Origin of the sequence: Corynebacterium sp. MSK012 (assembly GCF_030232435.1) — a bacterium.
In the GTDB taxonomy this organism is placed as follows: domain Bacteria; phylum Actinomycetota; class Actinomycetes; order Mycobacteriales; family Mycobacteriaceae; genus Corynebacterium; species Corynebacterium jeikeium_D.
Genome location: NZ_JASPJU010000007.1, coordinates 152,668 through 175,820, shown reverse-complemented (window position 1 = coordinate 175,820; position 23,153 = coordinate 152,668). Strand labels below are relative to the sequence as shown.

Here is a 23,153-nt window from a genome sequence, read left to right as displayed (position 1 = left end):
TGTATTTCGTTCGGCGGGTTTGCTTCACTACTTCTCCTGGTCGAAAGTGGTGATGCATTCACCGCCTGAACCTACCGGCCTGAAAGTGTCATAAACTCACGCAGTTTCACATTTGCAGCCAAAAGCCCCGAACCACCAAAGTGGAACGGGGCGAACGGGCATCTAAGCAACGCTAGGCGGAGAAGCCCGGTGGCGGTTCAGCGCACTGCCCCACCATCCACTACGGGCTACTACCTACCCAGCTAGTACACGACGCCGAATACCCACTGCAGGAGCGTCAGCGATGCCACAGAAATCACGATCAGTGCGACGACGTTCAGCCAGACACCGGCCTTGACCATGTTGTCCATGCTGACGTAGCCGGAGCCGTAGGCGATGGCGTTCGGCGGTGTTGCAACCGGCATCATGAATGCCGAAGTAGCTGCCAGTGCAACTGGAACTGCGAAGATCATCTGGTCGTGGCCCAGACCGATTGCCATCGCACCAACCAGCGGCAGGAAGGTCGCGGCCGTCGCGGTGTTAGAGGTGAACTCGGTCAGGAACAGCACAACGGCGCCGACGACAACCACGAGTGCAGCCACTGGCATCCAGCCGAGAGTAGACAGCTGCTCGCCAATCCAGTCCGACAGCCCAGAGGCACCGAACTGTGAGGACAGCGCCAGGCCACCACCGAACAGCAGCAGCACACCCCACGGCAGCTCCAACGCATTTTCCCAGCGCATGAGCTTCACGCCATTAGGGCCACCCGGAATAAGGAACAACGCAATACCCACGGTCATTGCGATAACCGCATCGGCAATCTTGGTGTCGGGCAGCAGCACCGGAACAAAGACCCACGCCAGTGCCGCCGCGATAAACACCAGGAGCACTCGGCGCTCTCCAGTCGACATACGGCCAAGGCGCTTCAACTCGTCACGCATGAGTTCGCGCCCACCTGGAATATGCGTAATCTCCGGCTTAAACAGAACATTTGTCAGCAAAAACCATGCACAGAGCATGAGCACAACCGCCACTGGGACACCCAGCAGCATCCACTGGCCGAACCCAATGTTGACACCCTGCTCCGCCATGTAGGCCGCCAGCATCGCGTTCGGCGGAGTACCAATAATCGTGCCCAGCGAGCCAATCGATGCCGCGTAAGCGATACCCAGCATCAGCGCGATACCGAAGTTTGACTTTGGCATCGGGTCATAGCTTGACGACGACTCCTCGGCCTCCTCCAGCGCATCCCCACCGGGGGTTTCAGCGACGGATTCACTCGCAGAGCCCGTATCCTCTGCAGGAACCTTTTCATCGTGCAGCATTCGGACAATGAGGCTCAGGACGGACACACCGATTGGCAGCATCATCACGGCCGTGGCCGTGTTGGAGACCCACATCGACAGGAAGCCAGTAGCCACCATGAAGCCGAGAATCAGCATCTTTGGTGACGACCCCATGAGCACCAGAACCCACAATGCGACGCGCTTGTGGAGGTTCCAACGCTGCATCGCCAGCGCCAACAGGAAGCCGCCCATAAAGAGGAAGATAGTCGGGTCTGTGTACTTGCCCGAGAAATCCTTAATCTCCGCGAGGTTGAGAATCGGGAATAGAGCCAGCGGCAGCAGAGCCGTAACGGCAATCGGGATAGCCTCGGACATCCACCACACGGCCATAAGCACTGCTACACCTGCGGTTGCACGCAGGTTGTGATCGAGCTCAGCCGGCATAAAGAAGTACACGAGCAGGGCCAGGATGATACCGAGTCCTAGACCGGTGCGCTTACGGAAAAGCTCTCGGCTGAGGTATCCACGGTCTTGTTGGCCAGGTGACAGTTCCGGGGAGTTGTCGCGCGTAGATGTCGCTGCCACGATTCACGCTCCTATTTAATAATCAGCAGACATCCTGTATTGCACGCATGTTCAAACGTTTACCGCATGTAGGGGATGCCAAATGTGGGTACTTTCTGACACCAATATCATTACCAACACTCGGCCAAATATGAGATTTCACTAAGAAACCCCCGGCCGAAACTGCAGGCAGTTGGGCTTCGGGGGTGGATTACGGGGTTAGCTCATTTCCTGATTGCGTATCTGGCGTTGACCGAAAACTCCGGGCACAAAGTAAGACCGCCATTGATGTCGCTTCCGAACTCACTCCGATTGCTTCTTTGGCTGATCAGTACCCATCTGCTTAGAGATGCACTCGGCATACTCTCCAGAGGTGCGCTCGAACTTCTCGCACTTCGACATCGCATCTGATGTCGACGAATACAGCATCAGCGACACCACGGCGGCTGCAATACCCGTCACAATGCCGACCACGCCCAATCCGAACGAACCGCTGATGACCGCGTCTCCCCCAGCTGCCTGCACGCGCTTCTTAGCACTCATTGCCTTCGCCATCGCGATAATGCCCAGAACAATGCCAAAGACCCCGAGGATGCCACCAACAATCATCCAGGACATCAAGAGTCCGCCGACGCCAAAGATCAGTGCCAGCACGCCAATAGTCCGACCGTCATTGCCTGGTACAGCCGACAAACCACCGCCGGTCAATTCCGACGGCCTCGACTTATCACTGCTTGCCGACATTCTTCTCTCCACCATAGATTGCTCAGTTCGTTTGAAACCCTACCAATTACGCAGGTAGCTGATGCGATCACGCAACTGTTCCTCCGTACATAGCGCAGTCGGCGGACCACCACAGGCGCGCCGAACCTCGTTATGCACTTGACCATGTGGCTTACCGGTTCGCGCCGCTGTCATCGACACCAACGTATTGAGCTCCTTCCGCAACTTCGGCAACACCTCACTAGCCACCTTCTGCGGCCTTGGGTACGCCGATCCTTCAATCCGGTGCACCGCGCCCCCTTCGCCCCCGCTTGACGACGATTCCCTCGCCTCCTCGCGGGCTTCCTTCTCTCGGGCACTGGCGGCTTTAAGCTGTTCATCCTGCCGCTGACGCAGCAAGAGTCGCATCTGATCGGCGTCGAGAAGCCCTGGCAAACCCAGGTAATCGGCCTCTTCGGCGGAACCGGCAACGGTTGCGGTGCCGTAGGAGGAGCCGTCGTAGATGAGGTAGTCGAGTTCAGCATCCGCGCCAATGGATTCGTAGGCCGGCAGCAATTCGTCGGGCTCATCCTTGCGACGATTGGCCTCAGCGACCAAGTCATCTTCCCAGCCTTCCGAAGGCCGATCCGGCTTGCCGAGCACGTGGTTGCGCTGCACCTCCATCTGCGAGGCCAAGTCGAGCAGCACCGGAATCGACGGCAAGAAGACGGAAGCAGTCTCCCCCGGCATGCGGCTTCGCACGAATCGTCCGATAGCCTGCGCGAAGAATAGTGGAGTCGAGGAACTGGTCGCGTACACGCCGACCGCCAGCCTCGGCACGTCCACGCCTTCGGAGACCATGCGCACGGCTACCATCCACTCATCGGTGGACTCGGAGAAAGTCTTGATTCGTTCCGACGAGCCCGGTTCATCCGAGAGCACTAACGCCACCGGCGTAGAGGCAATCTGCTCGAGAATGCGTTTGTACGCACGGGCAGTTGCCGCATCGGAGGCGATAACTAGGCCACCCGCGTCCGGGATATGCTGCCTCATCTGCGAGAGCCGGGTGTGCGCTGCCCGCAGCACAGATGGCATCCACTCGCCCTTTGGGTCAAGCGCGGTGCGCCAAGCACGCGTGGTCTCCTCTGGGCTCATCACGGTGCCCAGTCGCGCAGCGAACTCATCACCCGCGCTATCACGCCAGCGAGCTTCACCGGAATAAGCCAAAAAGACCACTGGGCGCACGACGCCGTCGGCAAGCGCATTGGAATAGCCGTACGTGTAATCGGCGACGGAACGCGAGTAACCATCGCCGTCCGGCGAGTAGCGAACAAACGGAATCGCCGCGTCATCGGAGCGGAACGGCGTACCAGTTAGGCACAGGCGGCGTTCGACATCGCCGTAAGCTTCGGAAATACCGTCGCCCCAGCTCTTGGCATCGCCGCCGTGGTGCACCTCGTCCAGAATCACCAATGTCGGCCGAGCGGTGGCTACGGCATGGTGCTTAAACGGATGCACTGCGACTTGGGCGTAGGTCACAACAATTCCCTGGTAGGAGGGGTTTACCACACCCTTGGCGTTAGAGAATTTGGGATCCAACGCAATCCCCGAACGAGCAGCAGAAGCAGCCCACTGCACTTTCAGGTGTTCAGTGGGAACTACGACGATGATGCGCTCGACAATCCGGCGCGACAGCAACTCACTGGCGATACGCAGGGCGAAGGTCGTCTTACCTGCGCCCGGTGTCGCCACTGCAAGGAAGTCCTTGGGGTTAGTCGCCAGGTATTTGTCGAGAGCCTCCTGCTGCCATTTACGAAGCCCGCTCACTTGCGACGCAGGGATTTGTAAATCCGCTCGCAGTCAGGGCATACCGGTGAACCCGGCTTCGCTGACTTCTTCACAGGGAAGGTTTCACCGCACAGAGCAACGACGTAGGAGCCGTTGACCGCGGAGTTCACGATCTGGTCCTTCTTGACGTAATGGAAGAACTTCGGGGTATCGTCCCTCGTCGACTCATCGACGCGGGTATCGGTGCGTTCAATCGTCTTTGTCGTCTTCAATGGAGTGCTCACAGATTCCAATTGTGCCCCATCGGTCAAATTATGCCCAGTGACCCAGGTGCTGGCCGCTGCTGACTGCTGCCTTCCACAGCCATCCACAACATCGCTACGACTACGCGAGCATGCGGCTGCAACGGACATAGCTAGTTGAGACGACCCCACGCCACAGGCGTATGCTAGACAACCATGGCGCGAATCAATGACCGTCGCGACTCCGCGCTGCCGAAACGCGGAAGTTCCCGGCGACGCAAGAAAGACGCGGCGTTGATTACCGACGCCCGCGGCTCTCGGATTCGCAACTATGACCACCGCCGCCACGTCTACGCGGCTCTGCAATGGTCTCGCATTCCGCTGCTGCTTCTTTCCGGCGCTTTTTATCTGTGGTGGGATGTGCCGTGGATTGCAGCGATTCTCATGGTCGTCTCCGTACCCATGCCGTGGATCGCGGTTGTCATCGCCAATGGCGTTGGAGAACCCGCTGACAAGCGTAAGCCGCGCGTCTACAAGCCTGGAGTTGTACGCGAGCAAAACCGCAAATGGGAGGAGCAGCAACGCCAGCGCGCCCTCAAGGAAGCAGAGATGCGCGCGCTCGGTTCTGCCGCCAGTACCGAAGACACCGACGCACCGACGCAGTCCGGTAACGAGACCACCTCAAATCCCTTCGATGACGCAAATGTCATCGATATGCCGGAAGACGACGATTCGTCGTCAAGCTCCCCTAACTAGCCCCTCCGCCCCGCTTTACGACGAAGGTAGTGCCTACGATGACCTTTTCCCCCTCCACCTTCACCCCACCGACTGATCAGCAGCTTCGTGATTTTGTCGACTGTGCGGAGGAATTTGCCACCGCGCTCAGGCGCCTTGAGTTTTCCAGTGAGTCACTGCGTCGAGTCCTAGGCGCCGAGGGACTGGCCGCGCTGGACCGCGGTGAGCCCGGCGTTGTCGATGTTCTACTTACCGAAACTGAGGGCGTTTCTGCGGACACTGTGACCGCGTTGCGTCTTTTCATCCTGGGCGATTTCGCCGACGCACAGCAGCTATTTGGGGCTGAGCTGACAGCCAAGTTACTGGGCAGCGGCATACTTGCCGGCACCGCCACCAACGCACAGGTGTGTATCGATGTGCGCCCGGTCGAGATTGCGGGAGTCGACCGTATTGTCTTTTCCGACCGCGATGCCTCTATGAGCGATCACGTTCCTGGACCCGATCATGTCTTGGGCGTAGGGCGGGCTTCCCGCTCCCTCCTCGATATTTCGCCGACCTCGGCGGTGGAATCCGTACTCGACCTCGGTGCCGGTTGTGGCGTCCAGAGTCTTGCCCAGCCGGATGCAAAGTCGATTGTCGCGACGGACATTCACCCCCGGGCGCTGTTTTTTGCCCGCGCTACTTTCGCCGCAAATGGCTTCGACCAGGCGCAGGCCGTCGAAGGTTCGTGGTTTGAACCGGTTGCAGGCAAGAAGTTTGACCGCATTGTGGCGAACCCGCCGTTCGTCGTAGGGCTGCCAAGTGTGGAACATGTTTACCGTGACTCAGGATTGAATCTGGACGGTGCCACCGAACTTATGATCCGCGGTCTGGCCGACCATCTCACCGACGGCGGCACGGCGCATCTGCTCGGTGCTTGGGCCCATATCGAAGGCGAAAGTTGGCAACAGCGCATCGCCTCTTGGCTCCCTGCTGAAGGCCTCGAAGTGTGGGTAACACAACGAGATGTCGCCACGCCGGCGGAATACATCGGCACCTGGCTTCGAGACGAGTCCATCGACCCCCGCAGCCCAGAAGGCTGCGAGCGCTCCCGTGCCTGGCTGGAGCACTTCCGCAACAGCGGCGTGACAGGCATCGGGTTCGGCTACATCACAGTCCAACGCATTGCCGGCCCGACTTCCGCCGTGTGCGAAGAAATGCCGCAGCCTTTGGCCGCTCCCTTCGGCGCCGAAGCCCAGGAGTATCTCGGCCGCGCCGAATGGCTTCGCGCACAAACTGCTAACACCATCCTCGAAGCTGCCTTTACTGTGCGACCCGGCGTCGCCTTAGAACGCGTTTCGCTTGCCGACGTCGACAGCGGCCAGGGCTTCACTGAGTTCGATACGCGCATCTCACGCACCGACGGCCCCGCCTGGACACACTCAATCGATGAGTCCGTCGCAACCATCCTGGGTGCACTGCATCCCGAAGCTGCCCTGGGCTCCGTCATCGACATCATGGCAATGTTTGGAGCCTTTGATGAGTCCGAAGTCCCTGCAATCAAGGACGCCCTAGTTCCCATCGTCGTTGACTTGGTTCGCCATGGTCTGATTCTCCCCGCCGAGCTCTTGGAGGATAAACAGTAAATGAAAGCCGTTCTCACCCGAGTTAAATCCGCGTCAGTCACTGTCGACGGCTCCGTTGTTGGCCACGTTGACGGAGGCGATACCGGCGCCATTTTGGCGCTCGTAGGTGTTGGCCGCGAGGACACTGCCGATGCTTGGGAAACGATGGCCCGCAAGATTGCGGAGCTGCGCATTCTGGATGGCGAGCTCAGCGCTGTCGACGCTGGCGCCCCGGTGCTCGTTGTTAGCCAATTCACGTTGATGGGGGCGACAAAGAAGGGACGGCGGCCGTCGTGGGTAGACGCGGCTCCGGGCCCAGAGGCCGGACCCGTCATAGAAAAAATTGTCGAGAACTTGCGCAATCGTGGCTTGACGGTCGAAACGGGACAATTTGGAGCGATGATGGAGGTCGCATCCGTCAATGATGGACCCTTTACAGTTCTCATAGAATGCTAGTCGCGGCAGTTTTTCTTAACATTATATTTGCATGGCAAAATTACCCTATTGACATTCATCAACTTTCACGGGAACATTTCCGTAACTCCGTGCGTTGTAGTTATCGAGTCCACTTAAAAATCCAGGAGGCAGATTCATGAAGAGTGCCGATATTCAAAATGACGAACTGGAAGGTCAGCCACGGGACAAGGGGCGCCGCACTGGCAATAACTCCAATCCGTCCGCCGATTTGGTTCGTGTGTATTTGAACGGCATCGGAAAGACTGCTCTTCTCAGCGCTGAAGAAGAGGTGGAACTTTCTAAGCGCATTGAAGCCGGTGTATACGCCGAGCATTTGCTGCAGACCGGCGCGAAAATGACCCGCGCAAAGAAGCGTGATGTCAAGATTTTGGCAAAGGAAGGTAAGGCTGCACGCGCCCACCTACTCGAAGCCAATCTCCGTCTTGTGGTCTCGCTGGCGAAGCGCTACACCAACCGCGGTATGCCTCTGCTGGATCTAATCCAGGAGGGCAACTTGGGCCTCATCCGCGCCATGGAAAAGTTCGACTACACCAAGGGTTTCAAGTTCTCCACTTACGCAACGTGGTGGATTCGCCAAGCTATTACCCGCGGTATGGCTGATCAGTCGCGCACCATTCGCCTCCCTGTTCATTTGGTTGAGCAGGTCAACAAGATTTCTCGTATCAAGCGTGAGCTCTACCAGCAACTCGGCCGTGAGGCTACGAATGAGGAATTGGCAGAGGAATCCGGCATTCCAGAAGCCAAGATTGAGATGCTGCTGCGTCAGTCCCGCGACCCGGTGAGCTTGGACATGCCGGTGGGCACTGATGAGGAAGCTCCTCTGGGAGACTTCATCGAGGACTCAGAGGCAACTGATGCCGAGGAGGCAGTTGTCGCTTCCCTGCGTCACCACGATGTCCGCAAGGTTCTGTCCACTCTCGAGATTCGAGAGCAGGAAGTTATTAAGCTCCGCTACGGTCTCGACGATGGCCTGCCCCGCACGCTGGATCAGATTGGCCGCCACTTTGGCCTGTCTCGAGAGCGCGTCCGCCAGATTGAGCGGGAAGTTATGTCCAAGCTCCGCGAGGGTGACCGTGCTGACAAGCTGCGTGAGTACGCAAACTAACGCCACATGGCGGTGACATCGATAGGGTTCCTAATTTCAGCCCTGAGATAGAGCTGGACTTCAATGCCGACCCCGTGCCGGAGTTTCATCCACACTGGCGGTCGGCGTTTTCGTCTGCACGTCGAACTTTCGACATCGCGTACGCTCCCTTCCGTCTCAGCAGCGCCCACCGAACCAAGCTTTTCGCTGCCTAATCAGCACCAAAGCCACTAGATTTGCGAGCCCTAACATCTTTCTTGCTCAAGTGTGGTTATCCTAATACTTGAGTGAAAACTTTTAAGACTGTGTTATCGGAGGAAAACCGTGAGGGATTTGGTTGACACCACGGAAATGTACTTACGTACGATTTTCGAACTCGAAGAAGAGGGCATCATTCCTTTGCGTGCTCGCATTGCCGAACGCCTTGAGCAGTCGGGGCCGACCGTTAGCCAAACCGTTGCGCGCATGGAGCGCGATGGCCTTCTCGTAGTTGCCCCAGATCGCAGCTTGCAGCTTTCCGACGAGGGCCGCAGGCTGGCCACGGCTGTCATGCGTAAGCACCGCCTAGCTGAGCGCCTACTTACGGATGTCATTGGCCTCGAATGGGACAAGGTTCACGACGAAGCCTGCCGCTGGGAGCACGTAATGAGTGACGAGGTCGAGCGCAAACTTCTCGACGTGCTTGACTCTTACACACGCTCCCCATTCGGCAATCCGATTCCCGGTTTGGGAGACCTCGGTGGGACTCAGTCACCAGAGTCGTTAGAGAACGTTCGCCGACTGTCCGATCTAAACCCCGGCGAGTACACCGTTGAGATCGTCCAGATTAACGAAATCCTGCAGGTCGAGCAGAGCTACATGAAGCGTCTCCACAAGGCTGGAATTATGCCGGGTACTGAGGCACTTGCCGAGGTTGCCGCCGGCCGCGTGACTCTCGCCCGTGGTGATCATTCTCTTGACATTCCGGATACTCTGTCTCACGCAATCATGGTGATTATCAAATGAAACTCCTCGTCACTGGTGGTGCCGGCTACGTCGGTAGCGTGTGCTCGGCAGTATTGATTTCTCTTGGCCACGACGTCACCATTCTGGACAACTTCTCTGTTGGCAACCGTGATGCGGTGCCAGAGGGCGCGACCCTAGTCGAAGGCGATGTGGCGGACAAGGCCTACGAGGTTCTGTCCTCCGACAGCTTCGACGGCGTCGTTCATTTCGCTGCGAAATCGCTTGTTGGCGAGTCTGTTGAGGTTCCTTCCGACTACTGGCACAACAATGTGGGCCAAACCCTGAAGCTACTCGACGCAATGCGTGATACCGGTACGAATAACCTGGTGTTCTCTTCGACAGCTGCAACCTACGGTGAGCCAGAGAAGACACCAATTACCGAAGACATGCCAACCGCACCGACCAACCCTTACGGTGCCACCAAGCTGGCCATGGACTACGCCATCTCGTCTTACGCCAAGGCATACAACATCGGCGCTACCAGCTTGCGTTACTTCAATGTGGCGGGTGCCTGGGGCGGTTTTGGCGAAAACCGTGAGGTGGAAACTCACCTCATCCCCCTGGTACTGCAGGTTGCGCTCGGTCACCGCGACAAGATTATGGTCTTTGGCAATGACTGGCCGACTCCGGACGGCACCGCGGTTCGTGACTACATCCACATCAAAGACCTCGCCGATGCGCACGTCTTGGCACTGGAGTCCAACACGCCGGGAACCCACCGTATCTTCAACCTCGGTTCTGGCGACGGCTTTTCGGTTCGCCAGGTTATTGAGACCTGCCGTAAGGTCACCGGTCACCCGATTCCTGCTGAGGATGCACCGCGTAGAGCCGGTGATCCGGCAACCCTTATTGCCTCTTCTCAGCGCGCCATGGACGAGCTCGGATGGAAGCCCAATCATACGGAGCTGGAAACCATCGTCGCCGATGCATGGGAGTACACCAAGAACCTCGGCGACCGAGCCCACTCGGCGCACCGCTAGGTACTGCAGCACAGCTTGCAGGGTCGCTAATCAATACGCGGCATTTTCACCTTGTATACCCTGCGCAGCACCTCTTGTGCCGCACCAAGAATTGTGCCAACGCACCTCGGCACAATTTGATTGGCGACCGCAATTTCCAGCAACTGAGTCAGTGAATGATTCGGTTGCTCCCCCGCTGCCTCATCGAGAGCTGTTTGCGCATAGTTCTCCAGCCCAGCCGCGAACTTTGCGATGGCAAAACACGCTAAAGCGTTAGCACGCAGGCTGCCGCGGTGGACGATTGCGGCCTCGCGCCAGATTTCTCCCATTGATTGCGCCAACTGCGTAGTAATGAAAATCATGGACATATCGCGCAAGGTGACGTTGGTCAGTGCTGCAGCAATGGCATATCCCGCGGTTTCATCGCGAACCGCCTCATGTGCATCCATCACACCATCGGCCACGTTTTCCACGGCGGCTTTTAGCATGTCGAAATGCTCGATGAGCGCGGGATTGTCCGAACCAATTTTGAGCTTCCTAGGCTGCTCAACGGCTGTCGCTCGTTCCCGGAGGCGTTCAATCAGAGCCCTGTCTTTACTGTCGCGGAATTGGCCACCTCGAAAATAGCTGCGGTACTCCTCATAGTTTTTGAAAATCTGCTCTCCCTGCCGAGAGATTAGATTTGCATTGTCGGTCATCAGACTGTCACCGACAATGCCGACGATCTCTCCCTGCTCGTCCGTGACAACTTCCCCCGCAGCAATAGTGGCAACGCCCGCCAAACGCACCTCATGCAGGCCGCCTTCTCGCAGCCAGCCTGTAATAGGTGTGGAGTCCTTTTCAATCCCCCAGGATTCGTCGATGATAAACACATCTGCGTGAGTGCATCCTTCATCGAGCAGGAAGTCCGCGGCTGCCCGCACCAAGTCAGGATTGTTCTCCATCGAGGCCACATCCTTAATCAGCATCGGGCCAGCATGCGCTGTCGGATCAAACTCGACCTTGCCATCGATGAGATCTTCGACCTGCTGACGATACAACGCCGCAATCACTACCTGCCCCCGCGGATAGAATCCAACGATTCCCGGCAGGTTCGTCAGAAAAACACTCGGCTCAATTTCAGGCTTTTGTCCTGCACCGAAGTTCTGTTTGTTTCCCATTAATTCCTTACCCCTTTTCCCCCATTGGAATAGCTCGACAGCGGACAATCCTCTCGCCATCTGGTGGCTCTCATTGTTATCGAATCCGCAACAGCCTTGCTTGTGCGCGACCGGAAAAATCGGCCCATCTGTGGACTACTTTCTACTTGTGGATAACTGGAATAGTTTCTGCGGTATCGTGGTTGTTTACTTCAAATGACGAAAAATGTGATGCAGGAGGTAGTCGTACGTGAGTGATCCGACCGACAAGCCTCAGGGCAATATGTACGAGGTAGTTTTTCCGGTTCCTGACGTAACGGGAAGCGAGGGCCATCTGACCCTGGTCATTGCACTTAGCGGTTATGCGGATGCCGGTAATGCCGTCTCGGAATCAGCTAGTTTCCTCTTGGATGCTCTCGAGCACCGTCCATTGGTGAACTTTTCTATCGACGAGCTGATTGATTATCGTTCTCGCCGTCCCTCTGTGACGATGAACCACGACCAGATTGTGGATGTATCCGATTTGAACCTGTCACTCAATGTGGTTCGCGACAACGTCGGTAAGCCGTTCTTGCTGCTTTCTGGCCCTGAGCCAGACATGCGGTGGGAGGCTTTCTCGACTGCCGTTGCAGAGTTGGCGGAGCGCTACGATGTCGGTCGGACTGTGTCGCTGTACTCGGCTCCGATGACGGTTCCGCACACCCGACCACTGGGCATCATCGCCCATGGCACAGATAAGCGGAAACTCGGTGATATGCATACCTGGGGAAACCGCGTCACAGTTCCGGGTGCTGCGAGCCTGAACATTGAGTACGAGCTCGCAAGCCGCGGTTGTGATGCCTTTGGTTTCACCGCACAGGTGCCACACTATGTCGCGGCCTCTGAGTATCCGCTGGCGTCACTGCGGCTGTTGCAGGAGGTAGCAAAACTAGCCAAGCTCGAGCTCCCGCTTGAGGCGTTGGAGAAGGAATCCGCGCGGGTGGCGGAGCTGCTCAATACGCAGACGAATGATTCCGGCGAGGTCTCTCAGCTGGTCAATCTTCTCGAGGAACAGTACGACCAGGAAGTTCAACGTCGTCAAGAGCTGGAGACTTCTCCCCTGCTTGGACCTAACGGCGAGATGCCTTCGGCCGACGAGATTGGCGCTGAGTTCGAAAGGTTCCTCGCTTCTCAACCGCTGCGCCCAGTAGAGGATTCTTCCTCGCTTGACGACGAGGCGGAGACCCCGGCCAGCTCGGATTCCTCGGCAACTACATCAGAGGACACTGACGCACACTCGGAAGAATCCGAGTCGGCCTCGGCGGATGATAGGTCTGCGGAGTTTTCTGCAGACGGCACTGCCGAACAGCCTGAGTCAGAACAGCCTCGGGAAGAGCAGGCGGAAAGCGAAGAATCCGGTGAACCGGAACAACCTCGCCGTCGGCGCGGCTGGAAGCCCTGGTTCCGCTTCTAATCCGGGGTTACCGCTAGGGTGGGAAGCGTGTCACTATCTGAAATGCTTCCCGACCTAGCTGAGGTTCCAGAGTCCCTTTTCGACGATGCGATTATGGACTCGTTCATTGCCTGGACCAGGGATCAGGGCATCACGCTCTACCCGGCCCAGGAGGAGGCCGCTATTGGTCTCGCTGGTGGCGACCACGTCATCCTTGCCACTCCGACAGGTTCGGGCAAGTCCATGGTGGCTATTGCTGCCCACTTCTGCGCCCTCGCTCGTGGCCAGCGCAGCTTTTACACAGCGCCTATTAAGGCCTTGGTCAGCGAGAAGTTCTTTGCCCTCTGCGAGGTCTTTGGCGCTGAGAACGTCGGTATGATGACCGGCGATGCCACCGTCAACGGTGGTGCACCCATCATCTGCGCAACTGCGGAAATTGTCGCCAATATCGCCCTGCGCGACGGGGCCGACGCCGATATTGACCAGGTGGTAATGGATGAATTCCACTTCTATGCGGATCCCGATCGCGGGTGGGCATGGCAAGTGCCCTTGCTCGAGCTTTCCCGTTGCCAATTCCTGTTGATGTCCGCCACTCTCGGCGATACTCAAAAGTTTGAGACGGATTTGAAGGAACGCACGGGACTCGACGTCAACCTCGTTACAGGTACGACGCGCCCGGTACCGCTGGATTTCCACTATGTCTACACACCAGTTCATGACACGCTGGCGGAGTTGCTGGAATCCGGCAAAGCCCCAATCTACATCGTCTTTTTCTCCCAGCGCCAAGCAGCTGAACAGGCTCAGGCACTGACCGGTCTGAAGCTGCTGACGAAGGAGGAGAAGGAGCGGATTCGCGAAGAGATTGGCGATTTCCGGTTTACCACGGCCTTTGGTCGAGTTCTTTCCAAGTTGGTGCGCCAGGGCATTGGCGTCCACCATGCGGGAATGCTGCCGAAGTACCGTCGTTTGGTTGAGCGTCTCTCTCAGACTGGTCTGCTGAAGGTCATCTGTGGCACGGATACCCTCGGCGTCGGCATTAACGTGCCTATTCGCACGGTGCTGATTACCGGTTTGGCCAAGTTCGATGGCCGTCGTAGCCGTATTCTCAAGTCACGCGAGTTCCACCAGATCGCTGGACGCGCCGGCCGTGCTGGCTACGACACCGAGGGCACCGTAGTTGTCGAAGCACCTGAACACGAAATCGAAAACGCCAAGCTGCGGCGCCGTGCCGGCCAGGATGAGGCCAAACTGAAGAAGTTGCGGCTGAAGTCCGTTCCCAAGGGCGAAGTGACATGGTCGGAGAAGACCTTCGACAAAATCGTTTCTCAGCCACCGGAGCCGCTGACCAGCCGCTTTGCAGTTACCAACGGTATGTTGCTCAACGTCATTGCACGTGGTGGCGATACCTACGAACACATGCGTCATCTGCTGCGCACCAATCACGACACCCGCCACCAGCAAAATGAGGCTATTCTGACCGCAATTGAGCTCTACCGCGGTTTGGTCAACGCGGGAATCGTCGTCATGCATGGCGAGGGCGATGACTGCCGCCCCGAGCTGACAATGGAGCTGCAGCGTGACTTCGCGCTCAATCAGCCGCTGTCGCCTTTCGCCATCGCCGCGCTCGAACTGTTGGATAAGGACAGCCCGAACTACGCACTCGATGTCATCAGTGTGTTTGAGTCAATTCTGGAAGACCCTCGCCCACTGCTCATCGCGCAGCAGAAAAAGGCACGCGGTGAAGAAATCGCCGCGCTCAAGGCCGAGGGTGTTGATTACACCGAACGTATGAACATCGTCGAAGACATCACATGGCCGATGCCGCTTGCCGACGAGCTGGAGGGCGCATTCGACACCTATGCTCAAGGTCACCCGTGGGTGCGTGAGTTTTCGCTGTCGCCCAAGTCTGTGGTGCGCGAGATGGTGGAAAAGGCCATGACTTTCTCGGACGTGGTATCTGAGTATGGAATTGCCCGCTCTGAAGGTATTTTCCTGCGCTACCTCACCGATGCCTGGCGCACTTTGCGACACACTCTCCCTCCGGAAGCCGCTAACGAGGAACTCCGGGACATTGTGGAATGGCTCGGCGAGCTCGTTGTGCAGGTGGATAACTCCCTGGTGGATGAATGGGCGCAGATGGCCGATCCGGACAAGCCATTGGACGAGGAAACTCTCAAGGAAGCGGCTTTTGGCACCGACGAGTCGCGGCCCCTTACAGGCAACGAACGTGCATTTACCCGTATGGTGCGCAATCTCATGTTTCGCCACGTGCAGCTCTTTGCCTTTGAAAAGGAGGAGGAGCTGGCCGACCTGGACAACTACCTCGACGATGCGCCAGATTGGCCTGCCGCGATGGATGACTACTTCGATGAATACGATGACCTAGGGATCGATGCAAAGGCTCGCGGCGGCGATATGATTTCGATTGACCGCAAGGCTGGTGAGGGCCTATGGCATGTGATCCAGATACTCGATGACCCTGAGGGCGACCACGGCTGGCGCTTTGAAGCGGGCGTTGACTTGGCTGCATCTGATGAATACGGCGAGGTCAGGTTGGCATCGCTGCGAATTATTCAGGGATAAACGCGAAAAACCGGGCTGGAACTACCAGCCCGGTTTTGCTTATTTCATACGCTACTGCGGCATGCGCCAAGAGAGCTTTAGGCAACAGCGTCTATGTAGGCCTGCCGTACCAGTTCAGCAATTCGATTGAACTCGCCGCCGCGTACCGATGATGCGCGGTGAACCAGCCCAATGGTGCGTCCCGGCCGTGCCGGACCTTCGAATCGCGCAACAGCCAGGCCGGGACGGTCGGCCTCAATCTTGACAGCCGATTCCGGTACAAGCGACTGCCCCAACCCACCGGCAACACACTGCACGACGGTCGATAGAGAAGCCGCCCGTGTTTCCAAGCTGGAGGTCTCGCCGTGAACAGCATCGACCTTGCGACAAATATCCAACACTTGGTCGCGCAGGCAATGACCGTCGTCAAGCAGAAGCAAGTCCAAGTCTCTGATTGCCTCAAGCTTTACCTCTTCCTTACCTGCCAGCGGATGATCCTCTGGCACGACGATGTAGAACTCTTCGTCGTAGAGGTAGATCTCTTCAAAGGAAGGCACATCGGACGGCAGTGCCATGATGGCTGCATCAATGGTGCCGGAGCGAAGTGATTCGATGAGGCGCTCGGTCGGCTCTTCGACGATCCTAGGCTTTAGATCTGGCAGCTCGTCACGAACCAACTGGAGGAAGTTGGGCAGCACGTATGGAGCAACCGTAGGGATAACACCAATGGATAGTGGTCCGGACAAATCATCTGTACGGCCAGAGGCGCGAGCAACGATCTCGTCAACAATTTCAGATGCTTGGCGGGCATATGGAATCAGACCGCGACCGAGTGGCGTCACCAGCACTCGGCGAGTCGAACGCTCTACAAGCTGCACCCCCAGTCCCTGCTCAAGGGTGGAAAGCGCTTGTGACAGGCTGGGCTGTGAAATGCCGAGGCGGGCAGCGGCTTGACCGAAGTGACCGGTATCGGCAATCGCGACAAAGGCACGTAACTGAGGCAAAGTGGGCCGATAATCTCTATTACGCATACCTATAAGCCTACACGAGCTTATTAACTTTTTCCTCTTGACGGTTCGGGAATCCATAGGCATAATGGTGTGTGACCCCAAAAGGAATACATTCAGGAGGATTCCATGGCAATTTTGACTGTTGGCGACAAGTTCCCCGAGTTTTCTCTGACCGCTCTGAAGGGCGGCAACCTGCGTGATGCAAACGCTTCTTCTCCGGATGACTACTTCGAGCAGGTAACCAATGAGTCCTACGAGGGTAAGTGGAAGGTCGTCTTCTTCTACCCGAAGGACTTCACCTTTGTCTGCCCGACTGAGATTGCTGCATTCGGCAAGCTGAATGAGGAATTCGAGGACCGTGACACCGTTATTCTCGGTGGCTCTGGCGACAACGAGTTCTCCCACTTCAACTGGCGTGCAACCCACGAGGAACTGCTGGACATCCCGTTCCCGATGTTCTCCGACATCCGCCATGACCTGATGCGTGCACTCGGCGTCGAGAACGCTGACGGTGTTGCAGACCGCGCAACCTTCATCATTGACCCGGACGGCATCATTCAGTTCGTCTCCGTTACCCCGGACGCTGTCGGTCGTAACGTTGACGAGGTTCTGCGTGTTCTCGACGCTCTTCAGTCTGAAGAGGTCTGCGCATGTAACTGGCAGAAGAATGACCCGACCAAGAACATCGACAAGATGGACGTTCTGAAGCAGGAGCTGAAGTAACTCATATGAGCATCGATAACCTTCGTTCCGGTCTACCGGAGTACGCCAAGGACATGAAGCTGAACCTTGGCACTCTCACCCGTTCTACGGAACTCTCCGAGCAGCAGCTGTGGGGTACCCTGCTTGCATCCGCTGCTGCCACCCGCAACGAGACCGTTTTCTCCGAGATCGCTGAGGAAGCCGAGGAGCACCTGTCTGACGAGGCTTTCGAGTCTGCGCTTGGTGCGGCCACCGTTATGGGCATGAACAACGTTGCTTACCGCACTCGCCACATGCTCGGTGATGACTACGCACAGGTCAAGTTCGGCCTGCGCATGAACATCATCTCCAATCCGGGTGTCGAGAAGGAAGACTTCGAGCTGTGGTCTCTGGCAGTTTCTGCCATCAACGGCTGTGAAGCTTGCGTGACTTCTCACGCAAAGGTCGTCCGCGATGCTGGTCTGACCAAGGAGCAGGTCTGGGAAGCTGTGAAGATTGCAGGCACCGTCTCTGGTGTTGCACAGGCTGTCTTCGCTGAGGCTACCCGCTAAATATTCAGAGCTTAGGTTCGGCTTTTGATAGCCGAACGCTCCCCCGCAGGATTACCTGCTGACGAAATAGCGCCCGAGGAACCAATTTTTATCGGTTCCTTGGGCGCTTTTTCTTGTACGTTTTTGGCTACTGCTGTGGCGGGTAATAACCCGGATTCTCCTGGGCTTCATTAACTACTCGACGGCCACCGATGAGCTGACGGTAGATATGTACTTGCACGAGGAGAGCAAGCGGGACTGTGTACAACATACCGATATAGAAGAGCATTGCACCTGCGGAAGAAACAATTGACGTCAGAATGAATGCAACGAGCATCGTCCAATACTGAGGCTTCACCAAGCGCCATGCGACGACCGGAGCCTCAAGTGCTGTTGCTCGACCATCAAAAACAAGAAGCGGCATAGTCGCTGTGATTGGCATGATGAAGATGGACAGCACAAGTACCAACAGGTAGCCGATGGGAATCATCGCAGCTGCAGCTTCACTGCCGTTGGCAGACAGGGATACTCCAGCGATGAAGAGCACCATCCCCGGAAGCATGGCGAGCAGCCCCACCAGGAACGTGACAATGTAGGCACCGATAAGAGATCCCCACCGGTTTACACGGAAGAAAGTACCGTAGCTCGGCACTCGGCCGTCGACAGCTTCGAATGCACCGCGCAGCATAAATGCCTGCATCGCGAACATGCCCACGGCAAATAGGAGTGCCATCGCGCCGAGAGTCGCGAACATTGACCCTAGATCCTCAAACGGAACATCGCCTGGATAGTTCGGCTCAAAGTCCGGATCGAAGTCACCAGTCGCAAAGAGAATTGCCGCTGCGCCAACAATCAGTGCGACTAGTACGGCGAAGAACGTCAGCATGATGCCAAGCCAGGAAGCAAAATTGCTGTTTAGACTACGAAACGCCGCGGAAAAGGCACTTCCAATGTCGACCTTCGTCGGCCCCTGTGCCACAGGCTTCACCGGCGGCTCATCGCCACCTGGCATGTTGACTCCGGGAGCAAGTGCACCGGCTGCAGAAGCCCCGCTGGACTGGTGCTGCCAGTAGCTCGAGTCCGCACCATAGGGTTGCCCGCCGTAACTATCGCGCGACTCGCCAGTTCCATAAGAAGGAATTTCGCCATAAGCCTGTTCACGGCCGTAAGTCTGATTCCACTGTGGCGAATCCTCTGGTCCACGCGGGCCATGTTGTGCGTCCGAATCGAACCCGTAAGGGTTGTAGTCCTGCGAACCATTGTTGGGAAAACCGTGACTCTGGGAGTCATAGTTATTGGACTCATTGTCCCGGCTGCCGTCACCGTAAGAATCGTTGTTGCTATATGGATCGTTTGAGGTATTCATGAAGCAAATTGCTCCTGCCAAATTGACGGATACATACAAATAACGCGCACAACGGACTATACGTGAGACAAGCCCTTGATGAGTTTTTAAAGGCCGAAGTATAAGTCACATTGTGCGCATGGACGTATTTAATTGGACGTTCTTACACGAGCTCCACCGCGGCGACTCCCTCGAACTCGTTCAGCGAATCACCGGCACCCAACGCGCTACCACGCACGATGATGTCATACTTGCCCGGCGCGACTCCTCCGGTCTCCCAAGTGACCTTGGCGGTGGTGTAATTACCGTCCTTGGCAAATTCAATGACAGTTGCCTGGTCCCAGTCGTCAGAAACGATCTCACCGCGGTCATTCTTGATGAGTAGGTAGCCGTCTTCCAGTCGCAAGTCGTTATTCGGATTTGCCGCGACGAATTGGGCAACGGCCTGCTGCCCTACCGTGACGCTTGCAGTCGATTCGAGCACGTCACCAAAATTCTTGCCCATTGGTACGGAATCGATAGTCTTTCCTCCTGCTGGCGACGGCGGGATGATGCCAGTGAGATCACCTGCAGCACTGCCCGGGTCGACAGCCATGCCGTCGGCAAGCGCGTGGGCGAGATCGTGATAGATGGAGATCATCGCACTGAGCGTGTACTTGCCGAAAGCCGTTGCGCCGCCCTCGTAGTCCTGCTGATCGTATTCCTCTGGGGTAACGACGTAGTGTCCATAGCTGTTGGTGTAGCCCTGGCAGATGACAGTGTCGATTGGAACGCCGAGGACATCGGCGACGTGCTGACGCATGCGGTAACCCGACATCGTGGTGGGTTCAAGGCCGTTGGTAATCAAGGTGAAGCCACCGATGCGGGTGATGGAGAACATGTGGGTCTGCTGGAGAAGACCATCGATGTAGCCCACTGGCAGCAGGCATTCTTTCTCGCCCTGAATCTCCCCGATATTTTTCGGGAGTACGACGTTATTGAGCTGACGTACCCACGGTGTGCCTCCACGCTGGCCCTCGTTGAAACCTAGGGCTGGTTCGCCGCCGCCGTCCTCCTGGCTACTGGCTGCGAAGGCCGCACCGAGGATTGCAGGTCCAGTGCGGTGCGGCTGGCCGTCGGGCGTGAATTGGCCGTCAATGTCGACATCGCCGAGGTTGACCCACTTGTGGACGGTAGAGATTCCGCCTCCTGGCAGTGCAATGGTCTGACCCTGGGTAGCGTCAATCTGACGCTGACCGAGAATGCGGGCGGACTCTGCTTCGTCTCCGTTGCCGGGACCCGAATTTGGCACGAGCCCCATGTTCGGGCTGATGTCACCCGGGCACGACATGGTAAATGCGGCGACAAAGGGGGCATCGGCCGGCTCACGGTGGGTAACCCCGCGGTCGACCTCAACCTTCCATGCTGCATAGCCCTTGTTGTCGCCGTCGATGATGGTGTGCTCGGGGCCGAAGGTGGTCGGATGAATTCCATACCAGTTAATGAATCCGACTTCGCGACCACCGCGACTCACGTGCAGTGTATGGCTTTCCGGGTTGACTCCGTCGGGGAAAAGACGCTGTTCTTCCTCGGGGTTACGCCTGAATGCCTCCAGGGAGCGGTTAACACCCGCATCCTTGGCAATCCCCTTGGTCAGGTGGATAGTCGACGGCTGGTAATCAGCGTGTGCACGTTCAATAGCCTTGACCACACCGACGACCACAGCTTCGAAAGTGACGGGACGGAAACCGAGAGTAGTCAGGTCGACCATAAGATGGCCCGATGTACCACCCGGCGCGACATGCGTATGAGATGCGCAGATAAGCACGTTGCCCTCGTGGTAGAGGTCTCCGAAGAGAGCTCGCAGTCGCCGCAGAACTTCCATCTGGATGGACTGGAACATGAGCCCCATATCTGCGGTGACGTGGACGACACGGTTGTCGTTGTCATCACCGAAGATGAATGCACGCGCCATCTGGCGAAGACGCAGACCCGAGGTGGTCTGGTCCATGACCGCATACCCGTTCATGCCAGCGCCGAGTGGCTCGCCTGTCATGTCAGCCATTCCTCGACCGACATTCAAAGTGGTGGTCGAATTCCCCGCGGCGGCAGAAGCCCCGTTTGCAGGAGCGGCGTTTGCCTTTGATGCACCATTTACGGCAGGCATCATACTCGCAGCTGACACGGCAGTTGCTCCGACGAGGAAGCCTCGCCTGCCCACTTGGTACGGGGCGCGTGCGGTTGGTTCTGCCGAATTCGACGATGATGCCATCTGGGGATCGAGCATGTCACATCCTCTTCATATTTCTTTTTGAATATCAATATGTTGGACTTTAATCAGACAATCCCCTACGCGTGGCCTAATAAGCCAAAGTTCCCAAAATTCCCCCCGCGACAGCAGTAACCGATACGACATTCGCAAGGCAGTATCACTACCATGGACACAGTAGAATTTCGCAAGCTTTAGCGCGCTCCTCGCAGACACAACTTCAGAAAGGGCACCATGGCTCAGGCTGTCGGTTTTAACCGCGAAAAGTACATCGAAATGCAATCCGCTCATATTAAGAAGCGGCGCGCAGACATCGCAGGTGAAGGCGGCAAGCTCTATCTCGAAATGGGCGGCAAGCTATTTGATGACATGCATGCCTCGCGCGTGCTCCCCGGCTTCACGCCTGACAATAAAATCGCTATGCTCGATCGCCTCAAAGACGATCTGGAAATCATGGTGTGCATCAATGCCAAGGATTTGGAGCGCCACAAGGTCCGCGCTGACCTCGACATCACTTACGAAGACGATGTGCTGCGCCTCGTCGATGTCTTTCGTGAACGCGGGTTTCTAGTCGACAGCGTCGTCGTCACGCAGCTTTCCGACGACAACACCCTGGCAAAGAACTTCATTGAGCGCCTGCAGCGACTCGGATTGAGCGTAATCCGCCATCGCAATATCGAGGGCTACCCGACAAACACGGAGAAAATTGTCAGTGAAGCCGGCTTCGGGCTGAATGAATGGGCGCAAACGTCGCGGGACTTGGTCGTTGTTACAGCGCCGGGCCCGGGCTCTGGAAAGCTGGCGACCTGTCTATCGCAGATTTATCACGATCACAAACACGGAATTCGTTCCGGTTACGCAAAGTTTGAGACCTTCCCTATCTGGAACCTGGCACTCGAACACCCGGTAAATCTGGCCTACGAGGCGGCAACAGCTGATCTCGATGACATCAATCTCATCGACCCTTTTCATTTGGCCGCCTATGACACCAAGGTCACCAGCTATAACCGTGATGTCGAGGTCTTCCCACTGCTGCGCACTCTGTTGGAGAAGCTCGCGGGCGAGTCGCCGTACAAGTCACCGACCGACATGGGCGTCAATATGGCCGGTTACTGTATCGACGATGACGAAGTGTGCCGAGAGGCATCCAACCAGGAAATCGTTCGCCGTTACTACAAGGCTCTTGTCGACGAACACAAGAACAGCGCAGACGACGAAGTCTCACAGCGCATTGCCATGATTATGAGCAAGGCCAACGTGTCGACAGCCGCCCGCCGAGTCGTCGCACCAGCACTTGAAGTTGAGAAATCTACCGGGGCACCGGGTAGCGCAATCGAATTGCACGACGGCACAATCATCACGGGCAAGACTTCTGAACTACTCGGATGCTCAGCAGCAATGCTCCTCAACGCTCTCAAGAAGCTCGCCAATATCGACCCGGACTTGCACTTGCTCTCCCCAGCTGCCATTGAGCCAATTCAAACGCTTAAGACGCATCACCTGGGCAGCCGCAACCCCCGCTTACATACCGACGAGGTTCTTATCGCCCTTTCCGTGTCGGCGGCCACCAGCGACGATGCCCGCGCAGCCCTCGCCGAGCTGAAGAACCTTCGAAACTGCGATGTCCACACCACCACCATTCTGGGCAGCGTGGACGAAACAATTTTCCGCAACCTCGGTGTGCTAGTGACTTCGGAGCCTAAGTACCAGAAGAAGGCTCTCTATCAGAAGCACTAAGCCATACCAGCAGCTCACGCCGA

Annotated in this window: 19 protein-coding genes; 11 read left to right on the top strand and 8 right to left on the bottom strand. The window is 57.0% G+C overall.

Annotation, left to right across the window (positions count from 1 at the left end):
- Positions 1-242: 242 nt before the first annotated feature.
- From QP977_RS06425 to QP977_RS06410, 4 genes are all read right to left on the bottom strand, one after another.
- Positions 243-1,850 carry an SLC13 family permease gene (locus QP977_RS06425; RefSeq protein WP_070549534.1) on the bottom strand — a complete coding sequence of 536 codons (1,608 nt, stop codon included), beginning with the start codon at positions 1,848-1,850 and terminating at the stop codon, positions 243-245.
- A gap of 282 nt (positions 1,851-2,132) precedes the next feature.
- Complete coding sequence (locus QP977_RS06420) at positions 2,133-2,573, bottom strand: hypothetical protein (protein ID WP_016422649.1); 441 nt, start codon at positions 2,571-2,573, stop codon at positions 2,133-2,135.
- Between the two features lie 39 nt (positions 2,574-2,612).
- The gene (locus QP977_RS06415) at positions 2,613-4,358 is read right to left on the bottom strand and encodes a DEAD/DEAH box helicase (RefSeq protein ID WP_016422648.1); all 1,746 of its coding nucleotides are present in this window, start codon (positions 4,356-4,358) and stop codon (positions 2,613-2,615) included.
- Positions 4,355-4,603 (bottom strand): DUF3039 domain-containing protein, encoded by a 249-nt coding sequence (locus QP977_RS06410; RefSeq protein WP_005509477.1) that lies wholly within the window; start codon positions 4,601-4,603, stop codon positions 4,355-4,357. Before QP977_RS06410 ends, QP977_RS06415 begins: the two co-directional genes overlap by 4 nt.
- A gap of 174 nt (positions 4,604-4,777) precedes the next feature.
- Between QP977_RS06410 and QP977_RS06405 the strand changes: the two genes are divergently transcribed.
- From QP977_RS06405 to galE, 6 genes are all read left to right on the top strand, one after another.
- On the top strand, positions 4,778-5,317 hold the full coding sequence (locus tag QP977_RS06405; protein WP_016422647.1) for a DUF3099 domain-containing protein: 540 nt from the start codon (positions 4,778-4,780) through the stop codon (positions 5,315-5,317).
- 38 nt (positions 5,318-5,355) lie between these two features.
- Positions 5,356-6,921 (top strand): DUF7782 domain-containing protein, encoded by a 1,566-nt coding sequence (locus tag QP977_RS06400; RefSeq protein WP_016422646.1) that lies wholly within the window; start codon positions 5,356-5,358, stop codon positions 6,919-6,921.
- Positions 6,922-7,356: a D-aminoacyl-tRNA deacylase gene (gene dtd, locus QP977_RS06395; RefSeq protein ID WP_016422645.1), complete on the top strand. Its 435-nt coding sequence runs from the start codon at positions 6,922-6,924 to the stop codon at positions 7,354-7,356.
- A gap of 136 nt (positions 7,357-7,492) precedes the next feature.
- Positions 7,493-8,482: a sigma-70 family RNA polymerase sigma factor gene (locus QP977_RS06390; RefSeq protein WP_016422644.1), complete on the top strand. Its 990-nt coding sequence runs from the start codon at positions 7,493-7,495 to the stop codon at positions 8,480-8,482.
- 303 nt (positions 8,483-8,785) lie between these two features.
- Positions 8,786-9,466, top strand: a complete 681-nt coding sequence (locus tag QP977_RS06385; RefSeq protein ID WP_016422643.1) for an iron-dependent transcriptional repressor DtxR — start codon at positions 8,786-8,788, stop codon at positions 9,464-9,466.
- The gene (galE, locus tag QP977_RS06380) at positions 9,463-10,446 is read left to right on the top strand and encodes a UDP-glucose 4-epimerase GalE (protein ID WP_016422642.1); all 984 of its coding nucleotides are present in this window, start codon (positions 9,463-9,465) and stop codon (positions 10,444-10,446) included. Before QP977_RS06385 ends, galE begins: the two co-directional genes overlap by 4 nt.
- A 26-nt stretch (positions 10,447-10,472) precedes the next feature.
- On the opposite strand, the gene QP977_RS06375 is transcribed toward galE, so the two are convergent.
- Complete coding sequence (locus QP977_RS06375; protein ID WP_049193020.1) at positions 10,473-11,585, bottom strand: DUF4192 domain-containing protein; 1,113 nt, start codon at positions 11,583-11,585, stop codon at positions 10,473-10,475.
- Between the two features lie 229 nt (positions 11,586-11,814).
- On the opposite strand from QP977_RS06375, the gene QP977_RS06370 reads away from it, so the two are divergent.
- Both QP977_RS06370 and QP977_RS06365 read left to right on the top strand, forming a co-directional pair.
- Positions 11,815-13,017 carry a PAC2 family protein gene (locus QP977_RS06370; RefSeq protein WP_016422640.1) on the top strand — a complete coding sequence of 401 codons (1,203 nt, stop codon included), beginning with the start codon at positions 11,815-11,817 and terminating at the stop codon, positions 13,015-13,017.
- 42 nt (positions 13,018-13,059) lie between these two features.
- Positions 13,060-15,579, top strand: coding sequence for a DEAD/DEAH box helicase (locus tag QP977_RS06365; protein ID WP_101738652.1), 2,520 nt, complete (start codon positions 13,060-13,062; stop codon positions 15,577-15,579).
- Between the two features lie 77 nt (positions 15,580-15,656).
- Here QP977_RS06365 and QP977_RS06360 read toward each other — a convergent pair whose 3' ends face one another.
- Entirely contained in the window at positions 15,657-16,589 is a 933-nt protein-coding gene (locus QP977_RS06360; RefSeq protein ID WP_049193018.1) for a hydrogen peroxide-inducible genes activator, read from the bottom strand.
- A gap of 105 nt (positions 16,590-16,694) precedes the next feature.
- Between QP977_RS06360 and QP977_RS06355 the strand changes: the two genes are divergently transcribed.
- Positions 16,695-17,291, top strand: a complete 597-nt coding sequence (locus QP977_RS06355) for a peroxiredoxin (RefSeq protein WP_016422637.1) — start codon at positions 16,695-16,697, stop codon at positions 17,289-17,291.
- Positions 17,292-17,296: 5 nt separating this feature from the next.
- A complete protein-coding gene (ahpD, locus tag QP977_RS06350) occupies positions 17,297-17,821 on the top strand; it encodes an alkylhydroperoxidase, AhpD family (RefSeq protein ID WP_284847217.1) in 525 nt (174 codons plus the stop codon).
- A 127-nt stretch (positions 17,822-17,948) separates the two neighbouring features.
- Here ahpD and QP977_RS06345 read toward each other — a convergent pair whose 3' ends face one another.
- Entirely contained in the window at positions 17,949-19,166 is a 1,218-nt protein-coding gene (locus QP977_RS06345; RefSeq protein ID WP_016422635.1) for a hypothetical protein, read from the bottom strand.
- Positions 19,167-19,308: 142 nt separating this feature from the next.
- Positions 19,309-21,411: a neutral/alkaline non-lysosomal ceramidase N-terminal domain-containing protein gene (locus QP977_RS06340; RefSeq protein WP_016422634.1), complete on the bottom strand. Its 2,103-nt coding sequence runs from the start codon at positions 21,409-21,411 to the stop codon at positions 19,309-19,311.
- 216 nt (positions 21,412-21,627) lie between these two features.
- Between QP977_RS06340 and QP977_RS06335 the strand changes: the two genes are divergently transcribed.
- Positions 21,628-23,130 carry a DUF1846 domain-containing protein gene (locus tag QP977_RS06335; protein WP_016422633.1) on the top strand — a complete coding sequence of 501 codons (1,503 nt, stop codon included), beginning with the start codon at positions 21,628-21,630 and terminating at the stop codon, positions 23,128-23,130.
- Positions 23,131-23,153 lie beyond the last annotated feature (23 nt).